Here is a 23,719-nt window from a genome sequence, read left to right as displayed (position 1 = left end):
AGGTGGCCGATGATCGAACCTGGTCTGACCGAGCGGGAACTCCAGATGCTCGCGGCGCTGTTCGATACACCCGAACGTGCCGACAGCCTGCTGCGGGATGCGGGATTCCCGGTCGCTCGTATCCCGACGATGCAGGGGTACGCGGTCGCCGAGTACTGGCGCGCGGTCGCCAGGCTGGTTGACAACGGGGTAATGCCGGATGGGCGGCTCAATATTCTGACCGCAGCCTCCCGACAGTTCCCGGCAAATCCGACATTCGCCGCGTCGGGTGCCGACGGACAGACTTCCTGGCAGCCACCACCGCCGCCCCCGACGGAATCGCCTGACCATCCGACAGGGCCGTCCTCTACCAGCAAGTATCCATCTCCGGTCGGCGGTGGCGACCTTCCAGCCAGGCCGAGAGGCACCGGTCCGGCCCCGGCCTCGGGCAATGACCCGCCCTCTCCCAGCCGGCCCGGGAGACTCGGCTGGCCCGTGATCGCCGCGTCGATCGTTGTTGCGGTCCTCGTGATCGTGGGGGCAACGCTGGGCGTGGCAGGCCTGATCGGTGGGGGCTCCGACGACACGCCGCCCGGACCTGCTCAGGCGGCTTCGGCTGATCTGGCGGACAGCCAGGCACCCGTTCCCGGGCCCCCGTCGTCCGGGCCCGGCGTGGTGCCCAAAACCGAGCCCGTGACATCCACGCCGTCCGGCTCGGGCGCGCCGGGGTCCTGCGAGCCGCCCGCGATGGACGCCAGCACGATCACCGCTGCGCCGGTCGTCGAGCCCGGCAGCGTCCAGGGACTGACGGTGGCGTCGGCTTCCTACCGGCTCCAGGTCGAGTCCGACAACGCCAACATAACGCTCGCCATCGATATCTCGGGGACCATCCCGGCTGGAAAGCATCTGATCATCGTCGGCCGCGGTCTCCCGAACACCCAGGACGAATCCGGCGCGAAAGGCGCCGACGTCGACTTTTACCGCGACAACTACCCGCTCCCCGGGACCGGCTGCCACACCTTCCAGAAGGCACGGCTCGGCTACCCGGGAGCCGCAGGCCTCACCTACCGCTTCCGTGTCCTGCTCGTCGGCCCGGAAATTGACCAGTACATCGCCACCCGGCGAGCCGACCCCTCCTACGCCACGCGCGGCATGACCAAAACCGCACTGACCCAGAGAGGAGCCCAGGTCGTCGGTGGGTTCGATATCGTGAGCGCTCGCTGACACGAGATCAAAACGCGGCCTGTCTGCCATCACCGACGTGACGCTGACCGCGGGGCCGTCACCCCCTGATTGAGCTGCTTCGGCCACGGTCAGTCCAGGCGCAGCTCGGCGGGCGGGACGGCGAAGCCGTCGTGGGCACCGGCTCTGGCCTCGGCGCCGAGGGTCTTGGACAGCTCGTCCGCCGTCCAGGTGTCGCCGGCGGCGCTGTAGACGGCCTCGACGCGGGGCCGTGCCAGCACCCCGATATGGGTGCCGTAGGTGATGAGGACCTGGCCGGTGATCGGCGCCGAGGCGGGTGACGCGAGCCAGGTCACGACCGTCGCGACATGCTCGGGGGCGAAGGGGTCGGGGCCGTCGTCGGGTGCCGGCCGGAAGGTCGCCGACGTCATCGCGGTGCGGGCCCGCGGGGCGACGGCGTTGGCGCGCACGCCGTAGCGGGCCGCGCCCTGCGCGGTCGACAGGGTCAGTGCGGTGATGCCGGCCTTGGCCGCGGCGTAGTTCGGCTGCCCGGGCGGCGCGAGCAGGAAGGACTCAGAGGTGGTGTTCACGACACTGGCCTCGACCGGGCCGCCGACGGCCTTGGAAAGCGCCCGCCAGTAGGCCATCGCCGCGCGGCTGGTGCCGGCGTGCCCGCGCAGGTGTACGCGCACGACGGCGTCCCAGTCCTCCTCGGGGAGGCTGAACAGCATCCGGTCGCGGATGAAGCCGGCGTTGTTGACGAGGATGTGGAAGCCGCCGAACGCGTCGACCGCCGCCTGCACGAGGCTGGCTCCCACCGCCCAGTCGCCGATGTCGCCGCGCATCGCGAGGGCTGCTCCCCCGCTCGCGTTGATCTCCTCGGCGGTGTCGGCGACGGACTCCGCCCGGTCGTTGACGATCACGCTGGCGCCGGCGGCGGCGAGGGCGAGCGCTTCGGCCCGCCCCAGGCCCTGCCCGGCTCCGGTCACCACCGCGACCCGGCCGGCGAGCGGCCCCGGGCCCTCCGGGCCACCCACTCCGCCGTCTGGGTCATCCCGCTCGGTCGCCGCACCACCGGACATGTTCGGCCTCCCGTCCACCGCCGGGGCCCACCGTGACCCACGCAGGCGGAAGTAGAACACGTTTCATTTGATCTACACAACAGCCCTGACGACCCATCAGGTTTTCGTCCGTCTCGGTTGTGTGCGACTGGAACTCGTTCTAGATTCGCTCTGCGAACGGGAGCGCCGCACCCACTGGGAGGACGCGTGCCGACGGCTGCCGACACGACCATCACGCCCGCGGAGGACGGCTCCGGAGCCGTCACGCCGACATCGCAGCACGAGGAGGAGCAGGCACCCGCGCCAGTGCAGGCACCGGAGTCGGCCGGGCTCGCCGAGCGGCTGCGCGCGGAGGTGGGTGCCCGGGCACCCCGGCGCGTCGCGCGCCATCCCGTCAACGAGGCGATGATCGCGCACTGGTGCGACGCGATCGGGGACGCGAACCCCGCTTACACCGACGCGGCGTACGCCGCCACCACGGTGCACGGCGGCCTCGTCGCTCCCCCCGCGATGCTCGACGTCTGGGACCGGCATGGCCTGCTCGAGCGCCGCGAGGCGGACGACCCGCGGGCCCGCGTCATCGCCACGCTGGAGCAGGCCGGGTTCGTCTCGGTGGTCGCCGTCAACGCCGAGCTGGAGATCCACCGCTACCTGCGGCCCGGCGACCTGCTCGGCAACGTGCAGACCCTGACGGACGTCTCCGCCGAGAAGCGGACGGCGCTCGGCGTCGGGCATTTCGTCACCTCCCGGCACCGGTTCACCGACCAGGCCGGCGAGCACGTCGGCGACCTGCAGTTCCGCATCCTGAAGTTCCGGCCGGGCAGCGGGCAGCGCCCACCGGCCGCGGCGAATCCGAACTCCGCGAACCCTTCGGGCGGCAGCTCCGTGACGACGCGGCGAGGACCGTCAGGGCCGTCAGGGCCGCCCGATCCGGATCCCGCCCGGCGGCCCCGGCCGGCGATCAACCGCGACAACCAGTTCTTCTGGGACGGAACACGAGCCCGAGAGCTGCGCATCCAGCGGTGCGACGGGTGCGGGGCGCTGTTCTCCCCGCCCACCGCCAGGTGCTGGCACTGCGGCGGCTTCGAGCTGGGGTGGATCGTCGCTTCCGGCCGCGGGCGGCTGTATTCGCACGCCGTCGTCCATCACCCGCCGGCGCCCGGGTTCCGCTATCCGCTGCCGGTCGGGCTGGTCGAGCTGGCGGAGGGGACGCGGGTGGTCGCCGACCTCGTCGGCTGCCCTCCGGCCGGCCTGCGGGTCGGGATGCCGGTGGAGCTGACCTGGGTCGAGACCCACCCGGCGCTGGTCGACGGCGCGTCCGACGAGCGCGGGCCGATCACCCTGCCCGCGTTCCGCCCCGCTCCCCCGCCGCGGCGCACCGACACCCTGACCGCCCCCGAGGCCGCGGCAGCCATCCAGCGCTCCGGCGCCTCCGAAGCCTCCGAAGGTCCCGAAGGTTCCGAAGCGGAGCTGGCGTTGTGGTCGGTTCCGGTCACCGCGACTTTGATCGTCTCGGGTGCGATCGCCACCCGGGACTTCCAGCCCGTCCACCATGATCGGGAGCTGGCCGCGCGGCGCGGGTCCGCCGACATCTTCCTGAACATCAACACCTCGGTCGGCCTGCTGCAGCGCTATGTCAGCGACACTCTCGGCCCGGACCTGCTCGTCCGCGCCATCCGGGTCCGGCTCGGCGCGCCCGCCTACCCCGGCGACCATCTCGTCTTCACCGGCCGCCTCACCGCGGCGGACGCCCAGACGGGACGGGTCACCGTCGCGGTCCGCGCGGCCGGCGGCCTCGGGGACCATCTCGTCGGCACCGTCGAGGTCGTCCTGCCCGGCGGCAGGGAACACGACGAGACCCGCGCCGCCGCTGCCCGCGCCGCCACTGCCCGCGCTGTCACTGCCCCGCAGGCGCGGTCGTGAGCGGGCACAGCTACGCCGGGCGGACGGCGATCGCCGGCATCGGCGCCACCGACTTCTCCAGCGACTCCGGGCGCAGTGAGCTGCGGCTCGCGCTCGAGGCGTGCGTGGCCGCGCTCGACGACGCCGGGCTGCCGGCATCCCGGGTCAGCGGGCTCGTCACCTTCACCATGGACGGCAACCCCGAATCGGACCTGATGCGCGGGCTGGGGATCAGCGAGCTGACCAGCTTCAGCCGCATCCATTTCGGCGGCGGGGCGCCGTGCGCGACCGTGCAGCAGGCGGCGCTGGCCGTCGAGGCGGGCGTCGCCGACTACGTGCTGTGCTACCGGGCGTTCAACGAACGCTCCGGGCGGCGGTTCGGCTCCGGTGTCGGTGACCGGCCGACCGGCACGACCACCGAGCAGGCGTCGTTCGCCTGGACGTCGCCGTACGGGCTGCTGACCCCGGCGTCGTGGGTGGCGATGTTCGCGACCCGGATGATGCACGAGCACGGCGTGACCACGGAGGACTTCGGGCGGGTCGCCGTCGCGTGCCGCCGGCACGCCGCGACGAACCCGCTGGCCCGGTTCCATGAACGTCCCATCACCCTCGCCGACCACCAGGCGAGCCGGTGGATCGTGGAGCCGCTGCGGCTGCTCGACTGCTGCCAGGAGACCGACGGCGGCCAGGCCATCCTGGTCACCACCCTCGAACGAGCCCGTGACCTGCGCCGGCCGCCGGCCGTCATCGAGGCCGCCGCGCAGGGCATGGCCGACGACCAGCAGATGATGCGCTCGTTCTTCCGGGAGAGCCTGGTCGGCCTGCCCGAGGCCGCGACCTGCGCCCGGCAGCTGTGGGAGACGTCCGGGCTCGGCCCCGACGACATCGCCGCGGCGGTGCTGTACGACCACTTCACGCCGTTCGTGCTGACCCAGCTGGAGGAGTTCGGGTTCTGCGGGCGGGGCGAGGCGGCGGACTTCATCCGCGACGGAGCGATCGAGCTCGGCGGGCGCCTGCCGGTGAACCCGCACGGCGGGCAGCTCGGCGAGGCCTACCTGCACGGGATGAACGGCGTCGCGGAAGGTGTGCGGCAGGTGCGCGGCAGCGCGGTCAACCAGGTCCCAGGCGCCGACCATGTGCTGGTCACCGGCGGCACGGGCGTCCCCACCAGCGCACTCGTCCTCGGGAGGGACAGTTGACGACCTCCAGCCCGATGACGGCCCGCGACCCGGCGCAGACGTCCGACCCGGCGGCGGGCACGGCATTCGGGTGGCTGGATCTCGACGACGGGGCGACGGTGTGGGAGCTGGTGCGTCGGCGCGCCGCGCTCACACCGAACGCGCCGCTGCTGATCATCGACATCCCGACGGCAGCCGGCCCCGGCACCGGCACCGGCACCGGCACCGGCAGCACAGACACCGTGACCACCCTGAGCTGCGCCGAGTTCGCCGCGGAATGCGAACGGGTCGCCGCCGGACTGCACGCGCTCGGCGTCGGGCCGGGGTCTGCCGTGAGCTGGCAGCTGCCGACCAGGCCGGAGACGGTCGTGCTGTCGGCGGCGCTGGCGCGCCTCGGCGCCGTCCAGAACCCGATCATCCACATCTACCGGGAGCGCGAGGTCGGCTTCGCACTGGCCCAGACCGGTGCGGAGCTGTTCTGCGTGCCGGGCAGCTGGCGTGGCACCGACTTCCAGTCGATGGCGGAATCCGTCGCCGCCACGCTTCCGCACCCACCCCGAGTGCTGTCCATCGGCGACGGGACCGGCGAGCCGGACGGGAGCCGCGGGCCGGCCGAGAGTGGCGGCAGCGGCGGCGGAAACGGCAGGAGCCGCTGGAACGGCGGGCTGCCGACCGGTGACCCGGCGACACTGCCACCGCCGCCACCAGCCACCCGCGAGTCAGCCCTCGCGGTCCGCTGGATCTACTACACCTCCGGGACGACGTCCGACCCCAAAGGCGTGCGGCACAGCGACAGCACACTGATCGCGGGCGGGCGAGGCCTCGCGAGGGCGCTCGGCACCGGGCCGGCGGACGTCGGATCCATCGCGTTCCCGTTCGCCCACATCGGCGGCCCGGACTATCTGATCATGATGCTGCTGAGCGGCTTTCCCGCACTGCTGCTGGAGACGTTCGACCCGGCCGCGGCCATCGCCGCCTACCGGCGCGCCGGGGTGACGATCGCCGGTGGGTCGACCGCGTTCTACGCCGCGGTGCTCGGCCAGCAACGCGCCGCCGTCGCCCGGGGTGAGCACGGGCCGGTCGTACCGACCCTGCGGATGCTGGCCGGCGGTGGGGCGCCGAAGCCGCCGGAGCTGTTCACCGAGCTGCTGACCGAGGCCGGCGTGCCGATCGTCCACGGCTACGGCATGACCGAGGCCCCCATGATCACCTCCGGCTGCCGCTCCGACACCGACCGCCAACTCGCGCACACCGACGGCCGCCCCGTGCTCGGGGTACAGGTGCGAATCGTCCGCGCCGACGGATCAGCGGAAGGCGCCGAGGGCGAGATCCGGGTGCGTGGCGCGACCGTGTTCCACGGCTACACCGACCCGGCGCTGACCGCCGCCGCCTTCGACGACGACGGCTGGTTCCGCACCGGCGACCTCGGGATCCTCGACGCGGACGGGCACCTCACCATCACCGGGCGACTCAAGGACGTCATCATCCGCAAGGGCGAGAACATCTCCGCGAAGGAGATCGAGGACCTCCTGTTCTCCCATCCGAAGGTCGGCGCCGTCGCGGTCATCGGCCTGCCCGACCCGGAGCGCGGCGAGCGCGTCTGCGCCGTCATCGAACCGCCGGCCGGCGGTTCGGCAGCCGGTGACCCAACGCCCAATTCCTCGGCCCACCTGACACTCGCCGAGATGACGGAGCATCTGCGGGCGGCCGGTCTGGCCCGCCACAAGCTCCCGGAGCAGCTGGAGGTCGTTGCGGAACTGCCCCGCAACGCCACACTCAAGATCCTCAAGCACATCCTGCGCAACCAGTACGGAACCGGCTGACGCTCACAGATCCCTCGTTCAGTCCGGATCTTCGGTCGACGTCTGTGAGTGCCTGTCGCGTCTGCAGACGCGACAGGCACTGTCCACTGGTGCTCGCCAGCGTCTGTGCCCGTCCGTCCGTTTGGCCGTGCTCCTCACCGCCAGGTGCAAACTTGAGCCCGAAAAGCCCGGTGCCCCGCGCCGTGTGATCAGCTGCGGGCTCTTTGGCCGTCAACCAAAGCGCCCGCGACGGAGTCTTCCGCTCCGGTTCCGCGGAACCGCTCTCGCGCCAGGTCGCCCGCGGTTCCGCGGAACCGTCCGCATGGGATGTCGTCCCACCTATGGAACTCGGCCATGAGCTCTCCGGTCTCCCCCGGCCGTAGCTCCTTGAGGTTTCGGATGACCGGGAGGCCACGCTCATACGATGCAGCGTAGCCCCACCCGAAGGTCATCTTGACCTTCGTGGGCCACATCCGATCCAGCGGACCGGCCAGCTGGCGGTTCGGGCTATTTCACCGCGACGGGGGCGACGGGGGCGCCGAGGGCGCCGGTGAACGGTTCGGGGGTCGCTGAGAGCAGGAAGGTGTATTCGCAGTCGGCGGCGCAGTCGGCGGCGAGGGCTTCCAGGTCGAAGTTCTGGCCCTGCAGCAGGCCCATCTCCACCAGGTGAAGCAGGTGGACGGGCAGCAGCAGGTCAGGGCGCTCGCAGGGGAAGACCTCGAAGGTCAGGGTGTCGATGGCGACGGCGGCGACGTCCCGGGCGCGCAGCCAGCGCACGGTGCCCAGCGACATCCCCGGTGACGGGTAGGTGTAGCCGTTGCGGTCGCCGGCGTGGAGCAGCTGGATGTGCCCGGTGCGCACGAGCAGGATGTCGCCGGGTGTGACGGTGGTGCCGGCGAGGTCGGCGGCGGCGTCGAGGTCGTCGGCGGTGATGGCGTGGCCGGCGGGCAGGCGGTCGACACCGCGGGCGCGGGCGACGTCGAGCAGGATCCCGCGGCCGGCGACAGCGCCGATCTTGTCGGCGCCGCAGCGGCGGGCACCGGCGGCGGTCACCGTCGACGTCGGGAAGCCGTTGTACAGCCGGCCGGCGTAGGTGGCGTGCGCTAGGGCGTCCCAGTGGGTGGCCGCCTGCAGGCCCATGATGACGATGTCGTCGCTGAAGCTGACGTCGGCCGGGTCGCCGGTCAGCGGCTCGTTGACCGACAGCATGGTGCGCAGCGGGTTCAGGCGGCCGGGCACCATGCCGGTCTGCGGGCCGTTCGCCGACAACGGCAGCGCGAGCGGGAACAGCCGGCCGTGGCGGGCGAGGGCGGCGCCGGCCCGCACCGCCTCGGGGGTCAGCAGGTTGAGCGTTCCGCGCTCGTCGGCCGACCCCCAGCGGCCCCAGTTGTTGACCGCCCGCGCCAGCTCGTGGAACTCCTCCGGCATCGCCAACCGACTGGTCCCCTCCCGGCCGCGGTGAAAGCGCAACGACGAGACGGTCAGCCGTCGAGGGACGTCCGGACCACCCACATCGAGAAGTACTGGGCGGCGCCGCCGTAGGCCTGGGCGAGGGCGACCCGGGCGCCGTCCACCTGGTGCTCCCCCGCCTGCCCGCGGACCTGCTGCGCCGCCTCCGCGAAGCGCAGCATGCCGGACGCACCGATCGGGTTCGACGAGAGCACGCCACCCGACGGGTTCACCGGGAAGCTGCCGCCGAGCTCGGTCTCACCGCGGTCGACGAGCTTCCAGCCCTCCCCCGGCCCGGCGATGTCGTGCCCTTCCAGCCACATCGGCTCGTACCAGGAGAACGGGACGTACAGCTCGGCGACGTCGATGTCGGCCAGCGGGTCGGTGATGCCGGCCTGGCGGTACAGGTCCGCCGCGCATTCGACGCCGCCGCGCGGGCGGATCGGGTCGCGGCCGGGGAACGACGACGGCTCGCTGCGCATGGCGGTGGCCGCGACCCACGCCGGTGCCCGGCCGTCGGCGGCGGCTTCGAGGCCCCCCGCCTCGTCGGTCAGGACCAGGGCGCAGGCGCCGTCCGAGGACGGGCAGGACTCCAGCCAGTGCAGCGGATCCCACAGCATCGGCGACTCGCGGACCTTCTCGACCGTGATGTCGGGCAGCCGCAGGTGGGCGTACGGATTCTTCAGCGCGTTGAGCCGGTCCTTGACCGCGACCTGCCAGCCGATGTGCTCCGGCGCCCCGCTGCGGCGGATGTAGGCGCGGATCCACGGCGCGAAGATGCCGCCGGCGCCCATGCTGCCGGACTTCCCACCGCTCAGCCCCCACTGCGCGTTGCCCTCGGACTGCTTCTCGAAGGCGACCGCGAGCACCCGGCGGTGCGCCCGGGCGTGGATGAGGTGCGCGGCGACGATGGCGGTGGAGCCGCCGACACTGCCCGCGGTGTGCACGCGCATGATCGGCTTGCCGGCGGCGCCGAGCGCGTCCGCCAGGTACAGCTCCGGCATCATCACGCCTTCGAACGCGTCCGGCGCCTTGCCGATCACGATCGCGTCGACGTCCCGCCAGGTCATCGCCGCGTCCTCCAGCGCGCGCAGCGCGGCCTCGCGGACCAGGCCGGCCAGCGAGACGTCCTGGCGCTTCGTCCGGTGGTGGGTCTGGCCGACACCGACCACCGCGCACGGCTCCGCGCTCACAGCGCACCTCCGGTCGTCGTCGTCTCGAGCAGGCAGACGAGGTTCTGCTGCAGGCACGGCCCGGACGTCGCATGGGCCACGGCACGCACGGCACCGCTCTCCCGGGTGGCGGCGCGCTCCCGGGCGGCCCGGGCGGCCTCGGCGATCCGGACCAGACCGGTCGCCATCACCGGGTTCGCCGCCAGCGCGCCCCCCGACGGGTTGATCCGGACGGCCGCCGGATCGAGGCCGAGGGCCTCGGTGAGGATCAGTTCCTGGTGGCTGTAGGTCGCCGACAGCTCGGCGACGTCGACCGGCCCGTCGCCCACCCCGGCGGCCTCGCCGGCCAGCCGGGTCGACGTCGAGGTGGTGAGGTCACGCATGCCGGGCTGGTGCGGTTCGACGCGGTGCTCGATCGCCCTGATCCAGACCGGGACGATGCCGTGCTCGGCGGCGAGCCGCAGCGCGACCGGTCGGGTGGCGAGCACCACGGCGCAGGCGCCGTCCGTCACCGGTGGCAGGTCGCTGGCGCGTAGCGGGTCGCGCACGTAGGGGGTGGCGAGCAGGTCGTCCGCCGTCTCGGTGCCGGAGACGACGGCGTGCGGGCTGCCGACACCGGCGCGGCGGGAGCGGGCGGCCACCTCGGCGAGGTCGCGCTCGGTCGCCCGGCCCGCCTCGATGAGGGCCCGGGCCTGCAGCGCAGCGAACGTGTGCGGGTCGGCGCCGAGCGGCGCCAGGTAGTACGGGTCGCCCTGCAGGGCCAGCACGATGTCCAGCTCGCCGGTGGACGACTTCCCGGAGCCGAAGACGAGTGCCGTCTGCTCGGGGTCGGCGCCGGTGTGCGGGGCGATCCGCAGCCGGATCCACGCCTCGTGCAGCGCCCAGGCGCCGTCCATCTCGACGTGGGATTCCTTGATGGGCGGCCAGGCGCCGACGGCGTCCAGGTTGGCGACGAAGGTGAACGTGCCGCCGGAGAGGTAGTCGCTGCTGCCGGAGCAGGTGAAGTCGATCTCCTGGCGGGTCAGGTGCGCCGCGGCGAGCGCCTCGGTCACGGTCGCGAGGCACAGCTGCACCTCGGTCTGCTCGGCGAACGACACCATCGGCGACACCGCGTACCCCACGATGGCGACCTCGGGCTCCACCGCGCCGGTCGTGTTGTCAGCCATGTTCAGAACACCCGCTCGATCGCGTCGGCGACGGCGGCGTCCGGCTCGCCGGTCGGCCGCCAGCCTTTGATGACCCCGTCGACAGCGCCCCAGCCCCGGTTCGTCAGGGCGCTGGTGTCGCGTTCCTCCGGCGGCAGCCAGGCCGCCGCCACCCGCATCCCGACCCGGACGTCGGCGTTGTCGACGTCGACGACGGCCTGCAGGCCGAGCAGCGCGTCGGCCTCGTCGAGCAGCACCGACACCCGGGCGAACGGCTCGGTCTCGAGCTGCCCGGGGTAGGGCACGGGGGTGACGATCGTGAAGTTGGTGACGACGCCGCGGTCGGGCAGCACGACGTCGTCGTCCGGGCCGAGCGGGACGGCGTCGATCGGGCAGAAGTCGCGCGGCGGGACGTAGACGAGGCCGCAGCGGGTGCAGCGCTGCCCCAGCAGCACGCCGGCGAGCAGCGAGTCGGCGTACCGGGAGCCGGCCGGGGCGAGCCGTTCGACATACCGCAGCGACGACGGGATCTCGACCACTGAAACCGGCTCCAGCACCGATACGGGCTCCTGCGTCGAGACAGTCGCGGCGGCCTCAGCCTGCGAAACGGCCTCAGCCGGCGCGGCGGCCTGCGGCGGCTCCGCGGCAGCGGCGGGCACGAAGCAGACGAGGTCGTCGAGGTGCCCGCGCGGGGTGTCGCGCCAGCGTGGGACGACCCGCAGGCCGGTGCTCATCGCGGCCGGGTCACCGGCGTCGACGGCGTGGAACAGGGCGGTGTCGGCGCCGTCGAGCTGGATGAGCGCGAAGGCGAAGGGATGGTCGAACGGGTGCGCGCGGGTCGGCTCGGGCACCCAGGTCCAGGTGCGCACCGTGCCCGCCGGGCCGACGTCGACCGGGGTGGGATCGCTGGCCTCGCCGGTCTCCGGGTCGTATTCGAGCGGAGGGACCAGCACCCGGCCGCCGGCGCGCACGCCGGTCAGGCGGCGCTGGCCGAGGGCGGCCACATAGGCGCCGACGACCGGTCCGAGGCTGCGACGGTAGGGAAACTCGACCTTGCTCTCCAGCAGCCGTGCCACGTCTTTCGACCTCCCGTTGGCCGGTGGGTCCGTTCGCTCAGGGACGGTAGGGGCGGCAGCACGTACGGTCAAGCGCTTGCTTGGGACGAGCAAAGCCGGGCAGGTCGGCCCGCAGGTGGCGGGTGGGCCGTTGCGCACCCATACGAGAACGTGTTTCATTATGTGACCCGAAGCACAACATCGGTAGTCCGTCGGGCGATCCGTCGGCCGCGGTCCCCCGCACGGACCGCACACGACCGGCCACCGCCGGCCGCCGCCGGCGACCACGCGGCTTCCACCACCGGCGGGCCGGGCGACGTCACAGAGAAACGGCAACCGGATGCACGAGTTCCTCGTCTTCACGATCAGTGGTCTCACCACAGCCGGCATCTACGCGATCACCGCCAGCGGACTGACGCTGACCTACGTGACAACGGGCGTGTTCAACGTCGCCCACGGCGCGACCGGCATGATCGCCGCGTTCGCCTACTGGCAGCTGCGCGTCGGCTGGGGCTGGCCCACGCCGGTCGCCCTGCTGCTGTGCGTCTGCGTGCTGGCCCCGGCGCTCGGCATCCTGATCGAGCGCCTCGTCATGCGGCGCCTGGACGGAACCTCACCGACGACGCGGCTGATGGCGACGGTCGCGCTGCTCGTGAGCCTGCTCAGCGCCGCGCAGTGGATCTGGGATCCGTCCGACTTCCGTGCCCTGAGCGAGCTGTTCCCCGGCTCCGGCGTCACCGTGGCGGGTGTCGCGGTGCCCTACGACGACGTGCTCGTCCTCGGGCTCGCGGCGCTGGTCGCCGCCGGGCTGTGGGCGCTGCTGCACTTCACCCGGGTCGGGGTCGCGATGCGCGCGGTGGTGGACGACCGGACGCTCACCGTCCTGAACGGCGCCCGCCCGACGGCGACGTCCCGCCTCGCCTGGGCCATCGGCACCTCGCTGGCGGCGCTGGCCGGGATTCTGGTCGCGCCGAAGCTGACGCTGTCCGCGATCCCGCTCACGCTGCTGATCGTCAACGCCTACGCGGCGGCGGTGATCGGCGGGCTGCGCAGCCTGCCGCTGACGTTCGTCGGGGCGCTCGTCGTCGGCCTGGCGGGCGACTACGGCATCGGCTACCTGCCGAAGATCCACACCGGCGCCCAGTACCTGACCGGCCTGGTCGCGATCATCCCGGTGGTGGTGCTGGCGCTTGCGCTGCTGGTGCTGCCGTCGTCCCGGCCGCGTGGCCGCCCCGCCGCCCGGATCCGGGAGATCACCCCGTCGCCGAGCTGGCCCGCGGCCGGGCTGCTGGTCGCCGGCACCCTGCTCGGGGCGGCCATCGCGGTCACCACCGTCACCGAGGCGGACCTGTTCTCCTCGACGCAGATGTGGGGCCTGGGCATCGTCGGGCTGTCGGTGGTGCCGCTGGTCGGCTACGCCGGTCAGACGTCGCTGTGCCAGCTCTCCTTCGCCGGCATCGGCGCGGTCGTCGTGGCGCACGCCGGCGCGGACGGCAACCCGCTCTCGCTGCTGCTCGCCGCGGCCGTGACGGCGCTGGTCGGCGCGCTGGTGTCGCTGCCCGCGCTGCGGCTGTCCGGCATCTACCTGGCGCTGCTCACCGGCGCGTTCGCCGTCGCGCTCGACGGCTGGATCTTCCAGCTGCCGGCGTTCACCGTGCTCGGGCACCGGTTCGACCTGTTCGGCGCGGGATCACTGACGTTCACCCGGTTCCACGCCTTCGGCCTCGACACCGCCGGCACCCGGCCCTACTTCGTCTTCGGCGCCGTCGTGTTCTGCCTGGTCATCCTCGGCCTGGTCGGGCTGCGCCGCAGCGATCTGGGGCAGCGCCTCATCGCGCGCAAGGAGAGCCCGACCGCCTGCGCGACCATCGGCGTCAATCTGCGAACGACGAACCTCGCCGTGTTCACGCTGTCCGCGGCCATCGCCGGGCTCGGCGGCGGCATCTACGCGGCCGGGCTGCAGTCGGCGACCCCGGAGACGTTCACGTTCGTCACCGGCCTGACCGTGCTGCTGATCGTGGTGGTGGCGGGGGTCAGCTCGCTCGGCAGCGGTCTCGCGGTGGCCCTGCTGCTGGGGACGTCCAGCCTGTCGAACGCCTTCGGTGGTGACGCGACGAGGATCACCGCGACCGCGGTCGGGCTGTCCGCGATCGCGCTGGCGGCGAACCCGAACGGGCTGATCCCGGGCTTCCTGCGGCCCGCGTTCGCCCCGGCGGCCCGGGCCCCGGGCGTCGCGGTCGCCGGGCTCGGGGTGCTGGGCCTGCTCTGGGCGGCCCGCCTGGTGGACCTCATCGACGGCTACTCGCTCGTGCTCGGCGTCCTGCTGCTGGTGGCGGCGGTTCCGGTGCTCGCCGCGATGATCGCCGGCAGCCGGCTCGCCGCCCCCCAGGGCGGGGCCGCCGGCGCCGGCGGCCCGCCGGGCGACGGCCTGTCCGAACCGCTGGAGTGGCTCGGCCTGCGAGCGCCGGTCGGGCGGGCGGAGATCGCGGCCGTCGACCGGGCGCTCGGCCTGCCGGAGATGGCGCATGCCCGCCCCTGAGACCAGCCCCGCCCCTGAGACCAGCCCCACCCCTGAGACCAGCCCCACCCCTGAGACCAGCCCCACCCCTGAGGCCGCCCCCAACCCCGCGGCTTCGTCCAGCCCCGCCCTTGAGGTGCTCTCCGTTCTCGAGGTCGACGACATCACCGTCCGCTACGGGGCGCACGTGATCCTGGGCGGTGTCAGTCTGGCGGTGCCCGCCGGGCGGGTGACCGGCCTGATCGGTCCCAACGGGGCAGGCAAGACGACGTTGTTCAACATCATCACCGGCCTGCTGGCTCCGACAGGCGGCAGTGTCCGGCTCGGCGGGCACCAGCTCACCGGCCTCGCCCCGCACGAGCGGGCGCGCCTCGGCATGGCCCGCACGTTCCAGCAGCTGGAGCTGTTCGGGCAGCTCACCGTCCTGGAGAACGTGCTGATCGCGGTGCGCATGCGCGAACGGTGGACCAGAAGCCGCCGGCGCGGCGGCCGGCACAGCGGCCGGAACAGCGCCGCCGACGCGGGTCGCTCCGCCGGCGGGCGGGCCGCCGGCGGGCGGGCCGAGGCGGCGGCGCTCATCGCCCGGGTCGGGCTCACCGCGGTCGCCGACGAGCGCGCCGACTCCCTGCCCACCGGGCTGGGGCGGCTGGTCGAGCTGGCCCGGGCCCTCGCCATCCGTCCGTCGGTGCTGCTGCTGGACGAACCGGCGTCGGGGCAGGACGGCCAGGAGACGGCGAGGTTCGCGGCGCTGCTGCGGGAACTGGCCGCCGACGGCATGGCCATCCTGCTCGTCGAGCACGACATGGACCTGGTGATGGATGTGTGCGAACACCTCTACGTCCTCGACTTCGGGGAGCTCATGGTGGCCGGCAGCCCGGCGCAGGTGCGGTCCGACCCACGGGTGCGCACCGCCTACCTCGGCGACACCGGACCGGACCAGCCGTGAGCGCCCCCCAGCCGCTACCGCCACCGCCGCTGTCGACGCCGCCGCTGTCGACGCCGCCGCTGTCGACGCCGCCGCTGTCGACGCCGCCGCTGTTGGCGCTGCGCGGCGTCGAGGCCGGCTACGGCGCCATCACCGTGCTGCACGGCATCGATCTCGAGGTCGCGGCCGGCGAGGTGCTCGCCGTGCTCGGGCCCAACGGGGCGGGCAAGAGCACCACGCTGCGGGTGGCCGCCGGGCTGCATCGTCCGTCCGCGGGCGATCTGCTGATCGACGGGCGGCCGGTGACCGGCGCGGACCCGGTCGCGCTCGCCCGCAGCGGCCTGTGCCTGATCCCGGAGGGGCGCGGGATCTTCCCCACGCTCACCGTCGGGGAGAACCTGCGGATGGTGACCTACCGGGGGGTTTCCCGGGCGGAGGTCGAGCACCGGGCGTTCACCGCGTTTCCCCGGCTCGCGCAGCGGCGGCGCCAGCGTGCCGGCACCATGTCCGGCGGCGAGCAGCAGATGCTCGCCATGGCCCGCGCGATCGCCGGCGACCCCGCCGTCCTGCTGCTCGACGAGCTGTCCATGGGGCTGGCGCCGCGCATCGTCGGGGAGCTCTACGACAAGGTCCGCGAGATCGCCGCGACCGGCGTGACCATCGTCGCCGTCGAGCAGTTCGCGGCGGCGGTGCTCGGGGTCGCGACCACCGCCGTGGTGATGGCGGACGGACGGATCGTGCTCGCCGGCGCACCGGACGACATCCGAGGCGAGTTGCAGGGCGTGTACCTGGGCGGGCCCGCGCAGCCCGGCCGCTCCCGCCCGGGTTCACCGCCGCCGACGGCAGACCACCGCAACGACGTGTTGACGGAGAGGGCATGAGCGCCGAGACGACCACGAACACGAGCACCGCCGCGAACACCATGAACACCGCCACCATCGCGACGAACACCGCGACAGCGACGGACCGGTCGGACCGGTTCCGCGCCGAGCTCACCCGGCTGCGCATCCGCGACCCGCGGACCCGCCTCGACGCCCAGCTGCTGCGCCTCGGCGTGGTCCTGATGGCGCTCGGGATCCTCCTCGCGATCTTCGGCTACACCATCTCGCACGCGACCACGAACCCGTTGCAGCAGCGGGACGCCCTCAACATCTCGCTGATCGGCGTCTGCGTGACGGTCACCGGGACGGCGCTCTTCCTGCGCTACTCGCTGACCGGCTTCCTGCGCTTCTGGCTGGCCCGCATCCTGTTCGAACAGCGGGAGCAGCACGAACAGCGGGAGCAGCACGAACAGCGGGAGCAGCGGGAGCAGCGGGCCGGTCTCGCCGAGCGGGGCGGGGCGCGCTGAGATGCACCTCGCGTACACACCCGAGCAGGAGAAGCTGCGCGCCGAGCTGCGTGACTACTACGCCGAGCTGATCGACGCCGACACCCGGGCCGCCCTCGACGCCGACCTCACCGGGCCGGTGATGCGCCGGCTCGTCCGCCGGATGGGTGCCGACGGCTGGCTCGGTCTCGGCTGGCCCGCCCGCTACGGCGGGCGCGGACTCGGCCACGTCGAGCAGTTCATCTTCTTCGACGAGTCGCTGCGGGCCCGTGCACCGGTGCCGATGCTGACGATCAACACCATCGGGCCGACGCTGATGCAGTTCGGCACGGACGCGCAGCGGGAGCGGTTCCTGCCCGCGATCCTCGCCGGCGAGGTCCATTTCTGCGTCGGCTACAGCGAGCCGGAGGCGGGCACCGACCTGGCGTCGCTGCGCACCACCGCCGTCCGTGACGGGGACAGCTACCTCGTCAACGGGTCGAAGCTGTGGACGAGCTACGCCCAGACCGCCGACTTCTGCTGGCTGGCGGTCCGGACGAACCCGCACGTGCGCAAGCACCGAGGGATCTCGATCCTGATCGTGCCGATGGACACCCCCGGCATCACCGTCAGCCCGCTGTCGCTGCTCGGCGAGCACGAGATCGCCGCCGTGCACTACGACCAGGTGCGGGTGCCGGCGGCGAACCTCGTCGGCGGCGAGGACAACGGCTGGACGGTCATCACCAACCAGCTCAACCACGAGCGGGTGACGCTCGCGAGCCCCGGCATGGTCGACAGCGCGCTGACGGACGTCCGGCGCTGGGCCGCGAGCACCCGGCTGCCCGACGGCCACCGCGTCATCGACCAGGACTGGGTGCGGGCGAACCTGGCCCACGCCTACGCCGGGTTCTCCGTGCTGCGCCTGCTCAACTGGAAGGTCGCCGCCGACGGCGAGCGCGGCGTGCTGGACGTCGCCGACGCGAGCGGCATCAAGGTCTTCGGCACCGAGCACTACCTCGACGCCCTCACGCTGCTCATGGAGATCGTCGGCGAGCCCGGCTACCTGCGGGCCTCGTCACCCGGCGCCGTGCTCGCCGGCCGGCTGGAGTCGCTCTACCGCGGCCTGGTGATCCTCACCTTCGGCGGCGGCGTGAACGAGCTCCAACGGGACCTGATCGCCCAGTTCGGCCTCGGGCTCCCCGTCACCCGCTGACGTGTACCGACGCGCGCCGACTCCGCTGACTCCCGCCGACGTCCGGAAGGACCCTGACCGTGGACTTCACCCTGAGCGAGCCGGAGCTGGCGGTCGACGAGCTCGCCGGCCGCCTGTTCGGCGACCACGCTTCCCCGGAGCGGCTGCGGGCCGCCGAGGAGGGCGCCGATCCCCCCTTCGACCGCGACCTGTGGACCGCGCTCGCCGACGCCGGCCTGCTCGGCATCGCCGTTCCGGAGGAGGCGGGCGGTCTCGGCCTCGGCCTGGTCGCGCTCGCCCGGCTGCTGGAGCACGCCGGCCGGACGGCGGCGCCGGTCCCCGCCCTGGCCACCCTCGGGTACGCCGTGCCCCCGATCGTCCGCTTCGGGACGCAGGCCCTGCGGGACGCCCTGCTGCCGGGGGTGCTCGACGGCTCCACCGTGCTGACGGCGGCGCTGGCCGAGCCGCCCGGCGACCCGCGCCGCCCGGCGACGACCGCCCGCGCCGAGGTCACCGGCGGCCCGGGCCGCGGCTGGCTGCTCTCGGGGACGAAGACCTGCGTCCCGGCCGGCATGATCGCCGACGCGATCCTGGTGTCGGCGACGACCGAGACCGGCGCCGGGCTGTTCCTCGTCGACCCGGCGGCCCCCGGCGTGACCCGGCGGGCGCAGCGGACGATCGCCTGGGCCGTCGAGGCCGAGCTGGAGCTCACCGATGTCCGGGTGGCGCCCACCGCGGCGGTCGGCCCGCTCGACACCAGCGCGCTCGACTGGACCCTCGCCCGGGCCACGACCGCGAGCTGCGCGGTGATGGCAGGTGTCGTGGACGAGGCGCTGCGCCTCACCTCGCTGCACACCCGCACCCGGGAGCAGTTCGGACATCCGATCGCGGGTTTCCAGGCGGTGCGCCAGCGCCTCGCCGACGGGTTCATCGACGCCCGGGCCATTCGCTGGACGGCCGCGGAGGCGCTGTGGCGGCTCGACGAGGGACTGCCCGCGGCGAAGGAGGTCGCGGTCGCGAAGCTCGTCGCGGCGAGCGGCGGGCGGCGGGTCACCCGGGCCGCGCAGCATCTGCACGGCGCGACCGGCGTCGACCGCGCCTACCCGGTGCACCGCTGCTATGTGCTGGCCAAGCAGCTGGAGCTCACCCTGGGCGGGGTCAGCCGCCAGGCCGCCGCTCTCGGCGCGCTGCTCGCCGACGAGCCCCTGCCAGCCTGACCCACACTCCCGGCCCAGCCCCGATATCGATTGGTGCGAAAGACGTGTTCCTGGACTACACACCGGAACAGCTGGCGCTGCGCCGGCGGCTGCGGGCGTACTTCGCCGAGCTGCTCACCCCCGCCGACCGCGCCGACCTCGCGTCGCCCGACACCGCGAGCCCGGCCTTCCGCCGGATCGTCCGCCGGCTCGGCGCGGACGGCTGGCTGGGGCTCGGATGGCCGGTCGAGTACGGCGGCCAGGGCCGGCCCGCGACCGACCAGTACGTCATGTTCGACGAGGTGCAGCGGGCCGGCGTCCCGTTCCCGTTCGTCACCGTGAACACGGTCGGGCCGACGCTGATGCGGTTCGGGTCGCGGCAGCAGAAGGAGCGGTACCTGCCCGCCATCCTGGCCGGTGAGTCCGTCTTCGCGATCGGCTACAGCGAGCCGGAGGCGGGCACCGACCTCGCCTCGCTGCGGACGTCCGCCCGGCTGGACGGCGACGAGTGGGTGGTGCGCGGCGGGAAGGTCTTCACCTCGGGTGCCAACCACGCCGACCACATCTGGCTGGCCGCCCGGACCGATCCGGACCTGCCCCGCCACCGGGGCATCTCCATCCTTCTGGTGCCGACCGCGCAACCAGGCTTCCGGTGGACGCCGATCATGACCGTGGGCGGTGTGATGACGACGGCGACCTACTACGACGACGTGCGCGTCCCTGCGGCGAACCTGGTCGGTGAGCGAGGCGGCGGCTGGCGCATGATCACCACCCAGCTCAACCACGAGCGGGTCGGTCTCGCCGCGCTCGGCGGCCATGCCTGGCGGATGTGGGGCGAGGTGCGCCGCTGGGCGCTGGCCACCCCCGACCCCGCCCCAGCCGCCGGCGCGCCCGCGGGCGCGCGCATCGCCGACCGGCCGTGGGTGCGGGCCGACCTGGCCCGCTGCTTCGCCCGGCTCGAGGTGATGAAGCTGCTCAACTGGCAGATGGCCACCACGATCGCGACCGGTGAGCTGCGCCCCGCCGACTCCAGCACCGTGAAGTTCTACGGCACCGAGACGCACGTCGAGGTCTACCGGCTGCTGCTGGGAATCCTCGGCGCCGGCGCCTGGCTGCGCACCGGCTCCCCCGGCGCCGTACTGGCCGGCGAGATCGAACGCGCAGCGCGGGCCGCGCAGATCAACACCTTCGGCGGAGGAGTGAACGAGGTGCAACGGGAGATCGTCGCAAGCGCCGGGCTCGGCATGGCCCGCCGGGCCAGGTGACGCGGGCGATGGACCTGACGTTCGACGAAAGCCAGGACGCGCTGCGCGAGCTCGCGGCGGAACTGTTCGCCAAGCGGTCTCCGGTCGCCCGGGTGACGGCGGTCGAGGCGACCGAGGAGCGCGTCGACCGCGACCTGTGGGCCGATCTCGGCGGCGCCGGCCTGCTCGGGGTGGCCCTGCCCGAGGAGCTGGGCGGCGCCGGCCTCGGCCTCGTCGAGGCCGCCATCGTCTGCGTCGAACAGGGCCGTGTCGTCGCCCCCGTACCCCTGCTCTGGACGATCGCCGCCGCCCGCGTACTCGCGCACGCGACCCCGCCCCGACCCCGGGCCCGGCTCCGGGCGTTGCGGCGGCCGACCCGAACCCCAGCGAGCCCATCGGTTCCGCGGAACCGGCCCAGTCCGGCGGTTCCGCGGAACCGCAACATCCCACCGGCTCCACGGAACCGGCACGGCCCGACGGCCCCGCAGAAGCACAACGCCACGCCGGTTCCGCTGAACCTGCCCAGCTAGGCGGTTCCGCGGAACCGCAACGCCCCACCGGCTCCGCGGCACCGGCACGCGCCTCCGGTTCCGCGGAACCGGAGGACCCGGCCCGGGCCGAGGACATCCCGGCGCTGCTGCGCCGGGTGGTGGCCGGGGAGGCGATGCTGACCTGCGCACCGGAGCAGGTCGCCGCACCGCTGCGGGTGGCCGCGGCCGGCCCCGCCGCCGGTCGGGTGAGCGGACGGATCGCCGGGGTGCCGTACGCCCACGTCGCCGAACGCATCCTGCTGCCCATAGGCGCGGACGGATGGCTCCTCGACCCGTCGAGCCCCGGCGCCACCGTGCGATCGGGTCCGTCCACCAGCGGTGAGCTGCACGGCGAGCTGGAACTCGACGACGTGCCCGCGCTGCGCCTGCCCGGCGCGGCCACCGACCTGCGGGCGCACCTGCTGGTGCTGCTCGCGGCCCTGGCCGCCGGGGTGACGGCGGCGGCGCTGCAAATGGCCGCGGAGCACACCTCGACCCGCGCCCAGTTCGGCCGACCGCTGTCGACGTTCCAGGGCGTGGCCCTCAAAGCCGCCGACGCCTACGTCGACACCGTCGGCATCTCCTCCACCGCCATGCAGGCCGCCTGGCGCCTCGACCAGGGCCTGGACGCCACCGCCGAGATCCTCACCGCGGCCTGGTGGGCCGCCGAGGCCGGCCAGCACTGCGTCCACCTCACCCAGCACCTGCACGGCGGCCTCGGCGCGGACATCTCCTACCCCGTCCACCGCTACTTCCTCTGGGGCAAACAGATCGAGCTGCTCACCGGCGGCGCCTCAGCCCTGCTGAGCGAACTCGGCGACGCCCTCGTCCACCTGGAAAACCCCGGCGACGCCTGCTGAACTGATCCCCGTGGCACGTGACTGGGGAGACGTAGGCGCCGAGGCCGGCGCGACCGGCGCGCTCGACCAGGAGCGGATTGACGCGCTCGGCACGAGAACGCGAGCCGAAGCCCGCGCGCAGCGATTGGTCGCCGACACTGAGCGTCTCGGGCTCTACGACGTCAGCCCCGACGAGACTCGGGAGGCACTGAAAACCGCCCGCAAGAACTCAGCTGGCTGACCTGGATCTTCTCCATCGGAACCCCGGCCGAGGCTCCACCCCGAGCGCGGTGTGCGCGGTGGGGCGGCGCTGGGCGACGAGCACGCGTGGCGGCTCGCCGGCGTAGCGCACGACCTCGCGGGTGAGGTGGCTCTGGTCGGCGTAGCCGTGCCGGGCCGCGACCTGGGCGAGCGGGAGCCGGCCCAGGTCGGCCGCCGCGTGTTCGAACCGGACCACCGCCGCCGCGGCCTTGGGCGTCAGTCCGACCTGGTCGCGGAAGCGGGCGGCCGCGTGCCGCCCGCTCCAGCCGGTGCCCTCGATGAGCGCGCCGATCCGGGCCTGGCCTCCGGACGCCTGGATCCGGTCCCACATCCAGGCCACGAACGGCTCCGGTTCGCGGCCGGAGCCGGCCGCGGCGAGTCGGAGCATGGCCGCCTCGACGAGTGCGAGCCGTTCGTCCCATGAGCCCGCGGCGGCGAGGCGATCGGGCAGCGATTCCGCCAGCGCCGGCGCGACGTCGCTCACCGGCAGGATGCGTCCCGCCAGGTCGCGACCGGGTGCGCCGAGGAGCCGGTACGCGCCGAGCGGCGTCAGGTACACCTGCACGCAGCGCTGGCTGCGCTCGAAACGGGTCGTCGCATGCCCCCGCATGAAACCGGCCACGAAGGACCGGTGCCGGCCCGCGCCTTCCCCGTCGGAAAGGGCGACCACCTCGAGCGGGTCGCCGAAGGACAGCACCAGCGGCAGCAGGCTCCCGGCCGGCTGCCGGCGCTCGACCGGTCGCTCGGCCCGCTGCTGGTAGCCGACGATGCCCGCGACGAGCCCGGCGAGAGCGGGGTGCGCGGGACGCCGGACGAGCTCGGGCACTGTGGCCGCCATGGGCCGAGGGTAGCCGCGGTCAGATTTCTTCAAGCCGACACCGGTCCCGCCACGGCAGCATCACCGCTGACAGGTCGAGTGGTCGAGTGAACGATCGAGGACGGGAGAGATGACATGCGCAGGCTGGTGGCCGTCGAGTTCCTCAGCGTTGACGGTGTGATGCAGGGGCTCGGTTCGCCCGACGAGGACCGCGACGGTGGCTTCGAGCACGGCGGCTGGGGTGTTCCCTTCGCGGAGGCACTGCACGAGGTGATCGATCCAGCTGGGCTCGGCGGGACGTCGGCATACCTGTTCGGGCGCCGGACGTACGAGAAGATGGCCGCGTTCTGGCCTTTCCAGCCAGACGACAACCCCATGGCGGCGGCTCTGAACGCCACCCCCAAGTACGTCGCGACCCGGACGCTGAGCGCCCCGCTCCCCTGGAAGGGTGCGGAGCCCCTCGAAGGCGACCTGGTCACGGCGGTGACCCGGCTGAAGAACGCCGAGGACCGCGCCGATGTCGTGATCCTCGGAAGTGGGGCGTTGGTCCGCCAGCTGATGGAGGTCGATCTCGTCGACGAGCTGCGGCTGTTCGTGCACCCGCTGCTACTCGGGGCCGGGAAACACCTGTTCGGCGGACTTCCGGCGCCACGGCCGCTCCAGCTGACCAGCAGCGCCACGACGAGCCGGGGAACAGTCGCCCTCACCTATGCCGTCGAAGGCCGCAGACCCAGGCCCGCGAGCGTGTAGACAGCGGAATCAGCGGCCGACCCTGCGACAAGCAAGCGTTTGGTGGGAGCATAATCCGGGCATGGCCCGAAGCTCGGTATCGTCGCCCGACCAGCCAGCTCGCCGCCCGCGCCGGGGTGCGACCGTGCCGGCGGGCGACGCCGAGCCCGCCCCGGCGAAGGGCGACCGGCGCAACGCCGCCAACCAGCGCGGTGGCGGCGGCCGGCGGGCTGGCGG

The 23,719-nt window shown here is 73.3% G+C and carries 21 protein-coding genes; 15 read left to right on the top strand and 6 right to left on the bottom strand.

The features are described 5' to 3' along the window. The first annotated feature begins 9 nt into the window (after positions 1-9). Complete coding sequence (locus FREUN1FDRAFT_RS43670) at positions 10-1,203, top strand: effector-associated domain EAD1-containing protein (protein ID WP_006540055.1); 1,194 nt, start codon at positions 10-12, stop codon at positions 1,201-1,203. 89 nt (positions 1,204-1,292) lie between these two features. On the opposite strand, the gene FREUN1FDRAFT_RS10750 is transcribed toward FREUN1FDRAFT_RS43670, so the two are convergent. Continuing rightward, entirely contained in the window at positions 1,293-2,243 is a 951-nt protein-coding gene (locus FREUN1FDRAFT_RS10750; RefSeq protein ID WP_006540054.1) for an SDR family NAD(P)-dependent oxidoreductase, read from the bottom strand. Between the two features lie 186 nt (positions 2,244-2,429). On the opposite strand from FREUN1FDRAFT_RS10750, the gene FREUN1FDRAFT_RS39660 reads away from it, so the two are divergent. Genes FREUN1FDRAFT_RS39660 through FREUN1FDRAFT_RS10735 form a run of 3 tightly spaced genes read left to right on the top strand, consistent with a single transcriptional unit; the run spans position 2,430 to position 7,125 of the window. Continuing rightward, entirely contained in the window at positions 2,430-4,145 is a 1,716-nt protein-coding gene (locus FREUN1FDRAFT_RS39660; protein ID WP_006540053.1) for a MaoC family dehydratase N-terminal domain-containing protein, read from the top strand. Then, positions 4,142-5,323, top strand: coding sequence for a lipid-transfer protein (locus tag FREUN1FDRAFT_RS10740; protein WP_006540052.1), 1,182 nt, complete (start codon positions 4,142-4,144; stop codon positions 5,321-5,323). Before FREUN1FDRAFT_RS39660 ends, FREUN1FDRAFT_RS10740 begins: the two co-directional genes overlap by 4 nt. A gap of 14 nt (positions 5,324-5,337) precedes the next feature. Next, positions 5,338-7,125, top strand: coding sequence for an AMP-binding protein (locus FREUN1FDRAFT_RS10735; protein ID WP_083828649.1), 1,788 nt, complete (start codon positions 5,338-5,340; stop codon positions 7,123-7,125). A gap of 486 nt (positions 7,126-7,611) precedes the next feature. Here FREUN1FDRAFT_RS10735 and FREUN1FDRAFT_RS10725 read toward each other — a convergent pair whose 3' ends face one another. Genes FREUN1FDRAFT_RS10725 through FREUN1FDRAFT_RS10710 form a run of 4 tightly spaced genes read right to left on the bottom strand, consistent with a single transcriptional unit; the run spans position 7,612 to position 11,946 of the window. Then, on the bottom strand, positions 7,612-8,538 hold the full coding sequence (locus FREUN1FDRAFT_RS10725) for a cyclase family protein (protein ID WP_006540049.1): 927 nt from the start codon (positions 8,536-8,538) through the stop codon (positions 7,612-7,614). A 47-nt stretch (positions 8,539-8,585) separates the two neighbouring features. Beyond that, positions 8,586-9,746 carry a thiolase domain-containing protein gene (locus FREUN1FDRAFT_RS10720; RefSeq protein ID WP_006540048.1) on the bottom strand — a complete coding sequence of 387 codons (1,161 nt, stop codon included), beginning with the start codon at positions 9,744-9,746 and terminating at the stop codon, positions 8,586-8,588. Next, positions 9,743-10,891: an acetyl-CoA acetyltransferase gene (locus FREUN1FDRAFT_RS10715; RefSeq protein WP_006540047.1), complete on the bottom strand. Its 1,149-nt coding sequence runs from the start codon at positions 10,889-10,891 to the stop codon at positions 9,743-9,745. The genes FREUN1FDRAFT_RS10720 and FREUN1FDRAFT_RS10715 overlap by 4 nt, the downstream gene beginning before the upstream one ends. A 2-nt stretch (positions 10,892-10,893) precedes the next feature. Next, entirely contained in the window at positions 10,894-11,946 is a 1,053-nt protein-coding gene (locus FREUN1FDRAFT_RS10710) for a Zn-ribbon domain-containing OB-fold protein (protein ID WP_006540046.1), read from the bottom strand. A gap of 319 nt (positions 11,947-12,265) precedes the next feature. Here FREUN1FDRAFT_RS10710 and FREUN1FDRAFT_RS10705 point away from each other — a divergent pair, with 319 nt between their 5' ends. From FREUN1FDRAFT_RS10705 to FREUN1FDRAFT_RS10660, 10 genes are all read left to right on the top strand, one after another. Next, the gene (locus tag FREUN1FDRAFT_RS10705) at positions 12,266-14,464 is read left to right on the top strand and encodes an ABC transporter permease (protein ID WP_006540045.1); all 2,199 of its coding nucleotides are present in this window, start codon (positions 12,266-12,268) and stop codon (positions 14,462-14,464) included. Then, positions 14,451-15,389 carry an ABC transporter ATP-binding protein gene (locus tag FREUN1FDRAFT_RS10700; protein WP_006540044.1) on the top strand — a complete coding sequence of 313 codons (939 nt, stop codon included), beginning with the start codon at positions 14,451-14,453 and terminating at the stop codon, positions 15,387-15,389. The genes FREUN1FDRAFT_RS10705 and FREUN1FDRAFT_RS10700 overlap by 14 nt, the downstream gene beginning before the upstream one ends. After that, positions 15,386-16,249, top strand: a complete 864-nt coding sequence (locus FREUN1FDRAFT_RS10695) for an ABC transporter ATP-binding protein (protein ID WP_006540043.1) — start codon at positions 15,386-15,388, stop codon at positions 16,247-16,249. Before FREUN1FDRAFT_RS10700 ends, FREUN1FDRAFT_RS10695 begins: the two co-directional genes overlap by 4 nt. Beyond that, a complete protein-coding gene (locus FREUN1FDRAFT_RS10690; RefSeq protein WP_006540042.1) occupies positions 16,246-16,716 on the top strand; it encodes a hypothetical protein in 471 nt (156 codons plus the stop codon). Before FREUN1FDRAFT_RS10695 ends, FREUN1FDRAFT_RS10690 begins: the two co-directional genes overlap by 4 nt. Position 16,717: 1 nt before the next feature. Beyond that, entirely contained in the window at positions 16,718-17,887 is a 1,170-nt protein-coding gene (locus FREUN1FDRAFT_RS10685; protein WP_006540041.1) for an acyl-CoA dehydrogenase family protein, read from the top strand. Between the two features lie 59 nt (positions 17,888-17,946). Continuing rightward, on the top strand, positions 17,947-19,083 hold the full coding sequence (locus FREUN1FDRAFT_RS10680) for an acyl-CoA dehydrogenase family protein (RefSeq protein WP_006540040.1): 1,137 nt from the start codon (positions 17,947-17,949) through the stop codon (positions 19,081-19,083). Between the two features lie 44 nt (positions 19,084-19,127). Next, a complete protein-coding gene (locus FREUN1FDRAFT_RS10675) occupies positions 19,128-20,327 on the top strand; it encodes an acyl-CoA dehydrogenase family protein (RefSeq protein WP_006540039.1) in 1,200 nt (399 codons plus the stop codon). An 8-nt stretch (positions 20,328-20,335) separates the two neighbouring features. Next, the gene (locus FREUN1FDRAFT_RS10670; protein ID WP_006540038.1) at positions 20,336-20,836 is read left to right on the top strand and encodes an acyl-CoA dehydrogenase family protein; all 501 of its coding nucleotides are present in this window, start codon (positions 20,336-20,338) and stop codon (positions 20,834-20,836) included. Positions 20,837-20,970: 134 nt separating this feature from the next. Then, complete coding sequence (locus FREUN1FDRAFT_RS45065) at positions 20,971-21,696, top strand: acyl-CoA dehydrogenase family protein (protein WP_198144295.1); 726 nt, start codon at positions 20,971-20,973, stop codon at positions 21,694-21,696. A 10-nt stretch (positions 21,697-21,706) separates the two neighbouring features. Then, the gene (locus tag FREUN1FDRAFT_RS10660) at positions 21,707-21,916 is read left to right on the top strand and encodes a hypothetical protein (RefSeq protein WP_006540036.1); all 210 of its coding nucleotides are present in this window, start codon (positions 21,707-21,709) and stop codon (positions 21,914-21,916) included. On the opposite strand, the gene FREUN1FDRAFT_RS10655 is transcribed toward FREUN1FDRAFT_RS10660, so the two are convergent. Continuing rightward, positions 21,905-22,762 carry a helix-turn-helix domain-containing protein gene (locus tag FREUN1FDRAFT_RS10655; protein ID WP_006540035.1) on the bottom strand — a complete coding sequence of 286 codons (858 nt, stop codon included), beginning with the start codon at positions 22,760-22,762 and terminating at the stop codon, positions 21,905-21,907. The two genes, FREUN1FDRAFT_RS10660 and FREUN1FDRAFT_RS10655, sit on opposite strands and share 12 nt — an antisense overlap. Before the next feature lie 126 nt (positions 22,763-22,888). On the opposite strand from FREUN1FDRAFT_RS10655, the gene FREUN1FDRAFT_RS10650 reads away from it, so the two are divergent. After that, the gene (locus FREUN1FDRAFT_RS10650; RefSeq protein WP_006540034.1) at positions 22,889-23,503 is read left to right on the top strand and encodes a dihydrofolate reductase family protein; all 615 of its coding nucleotides are present in this window, start codon (positions 22,889-22,891) and stop codon (positions 23,501-23,503) included. The last annotated feature ends 216 nt before the right edge of the window (positions 23,504-23,719 follow it).

The sequence above is a fragment of the Parafrankia sp. EUN1f genome, from assembly GCF_000177675.1.
Lineage (GTDB): Bacteria > Actinomycetota > Actinomycetes > Frankiales > Frankiaceae > Parafrankia.
The sequence above is the reverse complement of the archived record's forward strand: the minus strand, read 5'-3'. Positions and strand labels throughout refer to the sequence as shown.

Excerpts from the sequence above, each read along its gene's own strand:
- FREUN1FDRAFT_RS43670 (WP_006540055.1), top strand. The coding sequence starts at position 10 with ATGATCGAACCTGGTCTGACCGAGCGGGAACTCCAGATGCTCGCGGCG.
- FREUN1FDRAFT_RS10750 (WP_006540054.1), bottom strand. The coding sequence starts at position 2,243 with ATGTCCGGTGGTGCGGCGACCGAGCGGGATGACCCAGACGGCGGAGTG.
- FREUN1FDRAFT_RS10735 (WP_083828649.1), top strand. The coding sequence starts at position 5,338 with ATGACGGCCCGCGACCCGGCGCAGACGTCCGACCCGGCGGCGGGCACG.
- FREUN1FDRAFT_RS10715 (WP_006540047.1), bottom strand. The coding sequence starts at position 10,891 with ATGGCTGACAACACGACCGGCGCGGTGGAGCCCGAGGTCGCCATCGTG.
- FREUN1FDRAFT_RS10705 (WP_006540045.1), top strand. The coding sequence starts at position 12,266 with ATGCACGAGTTCCTCGTCTTCACGATCAGTGGTCTCACCACAGCCGGC.
- FREUN1FDRAFT_RS10700 (WP_006540044.1), top strand. The coding sequence starts at position 14,451 with ATGCCCGCCCCTGAGACCAGCCCCGCCCCTGAGACCAGCCCCACCCCT.
- FREUN1FDRAFT_RS10690 (WP_006540042.1), top strand. The coding sequence starts at position 16,246 with ATGAGCGCCGAGACGACCACGAACACGAGCACCGCCGCGAACACCATG.
- FREUN1FDRAFT_RS10685 (WP_006540041.1), top strand. The coding sequence starts at position 16,718 with ATGCACCTCGCGTACACACCCGAGCAGGAGAAGCTGCGCGCCGAGCTG.
- FREUN1FDRAFT_RS10670 (WP_006540038.1), top strand. The coding sequence starts at position 20,336 with ATGGACCTGACGTTCGACGAAAGCCAGGACGCGCTGCGCGAGCTCGCG.
- FREUN1FDRAFT_RS45065 (WP_198144295.1), top strand. The coding sequence starts at position 20,971 with ATGCTGACCTGCGCACCGGAGCAGGTCGCCGCACCGCTGCGGGTGGCC.
- FREUN1FDRAFT_RS10650 (WP_006540034.1), top strand. The coding sequence starts at position 22,889 with ATGCGCAGGCTGGTGGCCGTCGAGTTCCTCAGCGTTGACGGTGTGATG.